Raw genomic sequence first — 6477 nt, 5'->3', positions numbered from 1 at the left:
CGCCGTAAAACCCCGTCCAAGTGCGCTGGCCGCAACGGCCCAAAGGCGAAGCCGACGCACTTGCGCGGGGATATAAGGCGTGGCCGCTGCTACAGCGGTCTGTTTTTTTCTACACTTCATGCCATGCAGTCCGTCAAAACACGTCTATCCAAGTCCGCCCAGCGCCAAGCCGCATTGGGCGTGACGACCAAAGTGTTGTGGCTGCGGATCAAAGACAAACACGCCTACCTCCTTCTGGCGCAAAGCCGGGAAGTGAACATGGTCTGGAACTATTCGCAAGACTTGGCCTTGCAGGTGCTTCATCGCACAGGCAAATTCATGTCGGCCTACGACATGGCCCAATACACCTCAAGGCAGTCGCCCTGCGCTACAAAAATGGCCAAGTTCACTATCAGGGTGTGGCTTTGTCTTTGTGGGACAGCTATGGCCTCAAAGACTACAGCTTGCGCTCGGGTAGCTTCTGTGAGGGCGCGCGGGGCCGCTGGTATATGAACATCACTGTGGACGTGAAAAAGCCTGCAGCATCAACGGGCACCAGCTCGGTCGGCATCGACCTGGGGCTAAAAAATTTTGCGAGTTTCTCAGATGGCGAGAAGATTGAAGCACGACAAATCTATCAGGGTGCTGAAGTTCAATTGGCGACTGCACAGCGGGCAAATGACAAAAAGCGGGTCCAGGCGATCCACGCGCAAATTGCTAACCGTAGAAAAGACTTTCTGCACAAACTCAGTACCCGTCTGGCTAAAGAGAATGGAGCGATATTTGTCGGTGACGTGAATGCTGCTGGGCTGGCAAAAACCAAGATGGCCAAAAGCGTTTTGGATGCAGGCTGGTGCGCATTCAGAACCATGCTGAAGTACAAATGCGATAACGCGGCTGTATGGTTCGATGAAATCAATGAAAGCTATTGCACGCAAGAGTGTTGTGTGTGCCATGCGCGTACCGGCCCCAAGGGCTTGGCCGATTTGGCAGTGCGCGAGTGGTCGTGCAGTGCCTGTGGTGCGCAGCATGACCGGGACACAAATGCGGCCAAGAATATCTTGGCAAGGGGTCTGGCTCTCATGGCTGACTTGGGGTTTTGCCAAATTTCCATTGCAGGGGAGGCGAGAGCCGTTGAAGCTGCAATGAATGAGGTGGTGGGTGCAAGCTCGATCACCGGGGCTGGACATAGCCCTCTGGATGGAGGCATCCCCTTCCAAGTCGCTTAGGCGATTTGCAAGGGGAGGATGTCAAGGATTGACGGAGTAAAAGTGGCTCGTTACATTAGCCAGCAACTAACCCATCGGTCAGTAAAAACATGCCCACTGTTTCGCCCCCCTCCTCTGCCTACACCGCCCACCGGCGCGTGCGGCGTAAAGAGGCGCGTCCAGGCGAGTTGCTGGATGCAGCGCTGTCACTGTTTGTCGAAAAAGGTTACGCCGCCACCAAGGTGGAACAAGTCGCAGCACGCGCAGGCGTCTCCAAAGGCACCTTGTTTTTGTATTTTCCGAGCAAAGAGGCGCTTTTCAAGGCGGTGGTACGCACCGACATCATTGCGCGCTTTGCTGTCTGGAACGAGGAATTCGAACAATTTCAGGGCAGCACCACCGACATGCTGCGCTACTGCTACAGCTCATGGTGGGAGCACATTGGCGCCACACGCGCCTCGGGCATCATCAAGCTGGTGCTCAGCGAGGCCGGTAATTTTCCTGAAATCACGCAGTTCTATCAGCACGAAGTGACCGCACCGGGCCAAGAGCTGATTCGCCGCGTATTGCAGCGCGGCATGGACTGCGGCGAATTTCGACCACTCGACCTGGATTACGCGGTGTATGCCGTGCTGGCGCCCATCGTGTTTCTGACTTTTTGCAAACATTCGCCCGGCGCCTGCCTGCCGGCGGCGCTGGTATTTTCACCCCAGACCTATCTGGACGCGCAGCTGGACATCCTGCTGCAAGGGCTGCGCGCACTCCCAGCACACTCGGCGGCGTTACCTGCCACGCCCCTCCTCTGTTCCTGATATTTGATGACACACAAAACACGCTGGGCCGCATGGCTCGTGGGCGCTCTGGTGGTGGCTCTGCTGGGCACAGCCATCGTGCGCACCGTGCTCGCCCGCCGGGCAGCGCAGCAGGCGCCCGCGGCGGTCCCTGCGCCGGTGGCGATGGACATTGCCGCGGATGAGCTCTGGACGCTGCGCCGCCAGACGCTGGTGCTGGGCGTACCGGTATCAGGCACGCTGCGCGCCGTGCATTCCGCCAGCATCAAGGCGCGGGTCGCTGGTGAGCTGCAAGGCTTGACGCTGCGTGAAGGCGACAGCGTGCGCGCCGGTCAGGAGGTGGCGCACATCGATGCCGTGGAGATGCAAGCCCGACTGCGCCAGGCACAGCAACAGGCCCAAGCCGCACGCACGCAGATAGACATCAACCAGCGCCAGTTCAACAACAACCGCGCGCTGGTGGAACAAGGATTTATCTCGCGCACAGCGCTGGATACCTCGCAGGCCAGCCTGCAAGCAGCGCAGTCGTCATACCAAGCGGCCGTGGCTGCTGCCGATATTGCCCGCAAGGCCGTACTCGACACCGTCTTGCTCAGCCCGCTGAACGGGCAAATAGCGCAGCGTTTGGCGCAGAACGGTGAGCGCGTCGGCGTCGATATGCACATTCTGGAAATCGTGGACTTGTCGCGCATGGAAGTGGAAGCGCTGCTCAGTCCGGCCGATTCAGTGCAGGTGCGTGTCGGACAGACGGCGCGCCTGCACGTCGAGGGCAGCATGGACAGCCAAAACAGCCCCATTACCGCCACCGTGGCGCGCATCAGCCCCAGCGCCCAGACCGGCAGCCGCGCCGTACCGGTGTACCTGACAATCGCCCCCAGCACCGACCCGAAAGAAGACCACAGCGCCTTGCGCCAGGGGTTGTTTGTACAAGGCACGCTGGAAACCGGCCAGGCCAGGCTGTTGGCCGTGCCACTGGAGGCGGTGCATACCGACCAGCCTGCGCCCTATGTGCAAGTGGTTGAGAACGGCCGCGTGGTGCACCGCACCGTGCAGACTGGCGCCCGCTCCAGCCAGGATGGCCAGACGCTGATCGCTATCGAGGGCGGCGGCGTGGCTGAAGGTGCGCTGGTGCTGACCGGACGTGTCGGTGTCCTGCCCGAAGGCACGGTGCTGCGCCTGCCTGCCGCAGCCCCTGCGCCGGCCACCGCCACACCACCACGCTAAGCACTGCAACCCCGTATGTGGTTTACCCGCGTCAGTCTTGGCAACCCGGTTTTTGCCACCATGGTGATGCTCGCCTTTGTGGTGCTGGGCATTTTTTCGTACCAGCGCCTGAAGGTCGATCAATTTCCCAACATTGATTTCCCCATTGTGGTGGTGGCGGCGGATTACCCGGGTGCCTCGCCGGAAATCGTCGAGAGCGAGGTGACGAAAAAAATCGAGGAAGCCGTCAACTCAATTGCAGGCATCAATGCCCTGACCTCGCGCAGCCTGGAGGGCAGCGCGCTGATCATCATCGAATTCCAGTTGCACATTGACGGACGCAAGGCCGCGGAAGACGTGCGCGAAAAGGTCGCTGGCGTGCGCCCGCTGCTACGCGACGAAGTGAAAGAGCCGCGCGTGCTGCGCTTTGACCCGGCCAGCCGCCCGGTGTGGTCGCTGGCGGTGTTGCCAGACACCACCGCCAAGGGTGCCAGCAGCACACCACGCAGTGCTGTCGAACTGAGCAACTGGGCCGAGCAAACGCTGAAAAAACGCCTGCAAAACGTGCGCGGCGTCGGCGCGGTCAACTTGGTCGGCGGCACCAAGCGCGAAATCAACATCTACCTCAATCCACTGGCCTTGGAAGCGTTTGGCATCACGCCCGAGCAAGTCGCCAACGCGGTGCGCGCCGAAAACCAGGACCTGCCGCTGGGCGCCATCCGCTCGCTGGCGCAAGAGCGCGTGGTGCAGATTGATGCGCGTATGCAGCGCCCCGAGGACTTCGCCCGCATCATCGTGGCGCGCAAGAACGGTGCGCCTGTGCGCATCGAACAACTCGCCCGGGTGCAGGACGGCGCGCAAGAAGTCGAAAGTCTGGCGCTCTACAACGGCCAGCGCACGCTGCTGCTGTCAGTGCAAAAGGCGCAGGATGAAAACACCATCGACGTGGTGGATGGCTTGGCCAAGGCGGTGGAGGCCCTGCGCCCTGAGCTGCCACCGGGCGTGCGCCTGGAAGTCATTGGCGACAGTGCCCGGCCGATCCGCGTCGCGGTCGAGAACGTGCGCCAGACACTCATCGAAGGCGCGTTGCTGACGGTGCTGATCGTGTTTCTCTTCTTGAACTCGTGGCGCTCGACGGTGATTACCGGACTGACGCTGCCCATTTCCATCATTGGCACGTTTTTGTTCATGCATTTGTTTGGTTTCACCATCAACATGATCACGCTGATGGCGCTGAGCCTGTGCGTCGGCCTGCTGATCGACGACGCTATTGTGGTACGCGAGAACATCGTGCGCCATGTGCAAATGGGCAAAGACAATTTCACGGCCTCGCTCGACGGCACACAAGAAATTGGCTTGGCGGTGCTGGCGACCACGCTGTCCATCGTCGCGGTGTTTTTGCCGATTGGCTTTATGGGCGGCATCATCGGCAAGTTTTTTCATGAATTTGGCCTGACCATCGCTGTGGCAGTGCTGATTTCGATGTTTGTCAGCTTCACCCTCGACCCGATGCTGTCGAGCGTCTGGCACGACCCGAGCATCCACCGACATGCCGCTGGTGCCGATGCTGAGGGCCAACCCCACACCCTGTACGACAAGACCATTGGCCGCGTCACCGCCTGGTTTGAGCGCACCACCGAAGCGCTGGCCCAAGGCTACCAGCGCATTCTGGGCTGGGCGCTGCTGCACAAGCTCAGCACCCTGGCGCTGGCCCTGGCCATTTTTGTCGCCAGCATCTTCATGGTGCCGCTGCTGGGCACCGAGTTCGTACCCAAGGCCGATTTTTCTGAGACCTCGATCAACTTCTACACCCCGGTCGGCTCGTCCATCGAGGCCACCGAGGCCAAAACGCGCCAAGTCGAGGCGCTGGTGCGCCAGCTGCCCGAGGTGCGCTACACCCTGTCCACGCTCAACACCGGCAGTGCGCAGGGCAAGATGTACGCCAATGTCTACATCCGCCTGGTGGATCGCCAACAGCGCCAGCGCAGTGTGGATGAGATGTCCAGCGTACTGCGTGAACACCTGCGCCAGATTCCTGGCATCACGGTGACGCACGTCGGCTTGCTCGACCCCGTCGGCGGGCAAAAGCAGATCGAGTTCTCGCTGCAAGGCCCGGACCTGCAAGAGCTGGCCCGCCTGACCCGCACCGTGAATGAAAAAATCAGCAGTATTCCTGGTCTGGTGGATCTGGACTCCAGCCTGAAAAGTGACAAACCGGTCATCGACGTCCACGTCCACCGCGATGCGGCCTCGGATTTGGGCTTGAACGTGGCGTCCATAGCCAACGCCCTGCGCACGCTGGTGGCCGGCCAGACCGTGGGCACCTGGCGCGCGCCGGACGACCAGACCTACGACGTCAATGTGCGCTTGGCGCCCGAAGTGCGCAGCACGCCGCAAGACCTGGAGCGCCTGCCGTTTGCGGTGACAAGTGCCGATGGCAGCAACCGCATCGTGCGCCTGAACCAGGTGGCCAGCGTGCGCGAATCGACCGGCCCGAACCAGATCAACCGGCGCGACCTGACACGCGAAGTGGCCATCAACGCCAACGTCTATCAGCGCTCTACCGGCGAAGTCTCCAATGACATCAAAGCGGCGCTGGCGACGGTGACATTTCCGCCCGGCTACCGCTACCAGTTTGGTGGCTCGACAAAAAACATGAGCGAGGCCTTTGGCTACGCCATCTCGGCGCTGGTGCTGGCGATTGTTTTCATCTACATGATTCTGGCCAGCCAGTTCAAGAGCTTTGTCCAGCCGCTGGCCCTGATGACGGCACTGCCGCTGACGCTGATTGGCGTGGTGCTGGCGCTGTTGCTATTTGGCTCGGCGCTGTCAATGTTTTCCATCATCGGCGTGGTGATGCTGATGGGCTTGGTGACCAAAAACGCCATCCTGCTGGTGGACTTTGCCATCCGCGCACGCACTGAGTACAGGGACGACGATGGACACATGCACCCCGGACTGGGCCGTGCCGAAGCGCTGCTGCTGGCCGCGCGCGTGCGCCTGCGCCCGATTTTGATGACCACGCTGGCGATGATCTTCGGCATGGCGCCGCTGGCCTTTGCGCTCTCGGAAGGCTCCGAGCAGCGTGCCCCGATGGGCCAGGCCGTGATTGGCGGGGTCATCACCTCGTCGCTCTTAACGCTGGTGGTGGTGCCAGTGATGTATTGCTATATGGACGATCTGGCGCAATGGGCACGCCGCGTTCTGACGGGCAAGGCGCAGGGCCGCCCTAGAATTGACGGTTTGCCCTGACTGCTGCCATCCGCCATTTGCTTTTGCCATTTTTTGCTTTCTTC

At 60.9% G+C, this 6477-nt stretch carries 4 protein-coding genes and 1 pseudogene; all 5 read left to right on the top strand.

Annotated elements, in window-relative coordinates; all coding sequences use genetic code 11:
* Window positions 1-492, top strand: a pseudogene (locus tag Q390_RS20180) (hypothetical protein); the annotation flags it as partial.
* A complete protein-coding gene (locus tag Q390_RS20175; RefSeq protein WP_211250457.1) occupies window positions 489-1208 on the top strand; it encodes an RNA-guided endonuclease InsQ/TnpB family protein in 720 nt (239 codons plus the stop codon). The pseudogene Q390_RS20180 and the gene Q390_RS20175, both read left to right, overlap by 4 nt.
* Window positions 1209-1297: 89 nt before the next feature.
* Window positions 1298-1999, top strand: coding sequence for a TetR/AcrR family transcriptional regulator (locus Q390_RS0112260; RefSeq protein WP_027996326.1), 702 nt, complete (start codon window positions 1298-1300; stop codon window positions 1997-1999).
* 6 nt (window positions 2000-2005) lie between these two features.
* Window positions 2006-3202 (top strand): efflux RND transporter periplasmic adaptor subunit, encoded by a 1197-nt coding sequence (locus tag Q390_RS0112255; RefSeq protein WP_037472896.1) that lies wholly within the window; start codon window positions 2006-2008, stop codon window positions 3200-3202.
* Between the two features lie 15 nt (window positions 3203-3217).
* Entirely contained in the window at window positions 3218-6433 is a 3216-nt protein-coding gene (locus Q390_RS0112250) for an efflux RND transporter permease subunit (protein ID WP_027996324.1), read from the top strand.
* Window positions 6434-6477 lie beyond the last annotated feature (44 nt).

The sequence above is a fragment of the Simplicispira psychrophila DSM 11588 genome, assembly GCF_000688255.1.
GTDB classification, from domain to species: domain Bacteria; phylum Pseudomonadota; class Gammaproteobacteria; order Burkholderiales; family Burkholderiaceae_C; genus Simplicispira; species Simplicispira psychrophila.
This window is presented reverse-complemented; position numbering and strand designations above follow the sequence as displayed.